This is a genomic window from Colwellia marinimaniae (assembly GCF_002207865.1).
Taxonomy (GTDB): domain Bacteria; phylum Pseudomonadota; class Gammaproteobacteria; order Enterobacterales; family Alteromonadaceae; genus Colwellia; species Colwellia marinimaniae.
In genome coordinates this window covers 1-243 of sequence record NZ_BDQM01000464.1, presented here as the reverse complement: position 1 = coordinate 243, position 243 = coordinate 1, and the positions used below count along the sequence as shown (strand labels likewise).

Sequence of the window (243 nt, the reverse complement as noted above, 5' to 3'; positions counted from 1 at the left end):
CCGCGCCCGGCAACACCTTTTGCGCCCTCGCTCCCGGCGCGGTGGAACCTCTGCAGAGCGCCCTTAAATATTTCAGGCAAGATTTTGAGACGCATATCAAGCATCAATGCTGCCCCTATCATGATGAACGAGTCGCAAAGAAGACTGCCACAGCTAAGACACACAGCAGGATAAATGCCAACAGAGTCGAGGGGACGTGATGAATAATCTCAACACTGACACAGACATGGTCAGCATCACCAT

Annotated in this window: 1 protein-coding gene; it reads left to right on the top strand. The window is 52.3% G+C overall.

Features of this window, described 5'->3' with window-relative positions; translation table 11 throughout:
* A partial coding sequence (locus MTCD1_RS20085; RefSeq protein WP_305764600.1) for an NADH-ubiquinone oxidoreductase-F iron-sulfur binding region domain-containing protein occupies positions 1-200 on the top strand: 200 nt, incomplete at its 5' end.
* Positions 201-243: the final 43 nt, after the last annotated feature.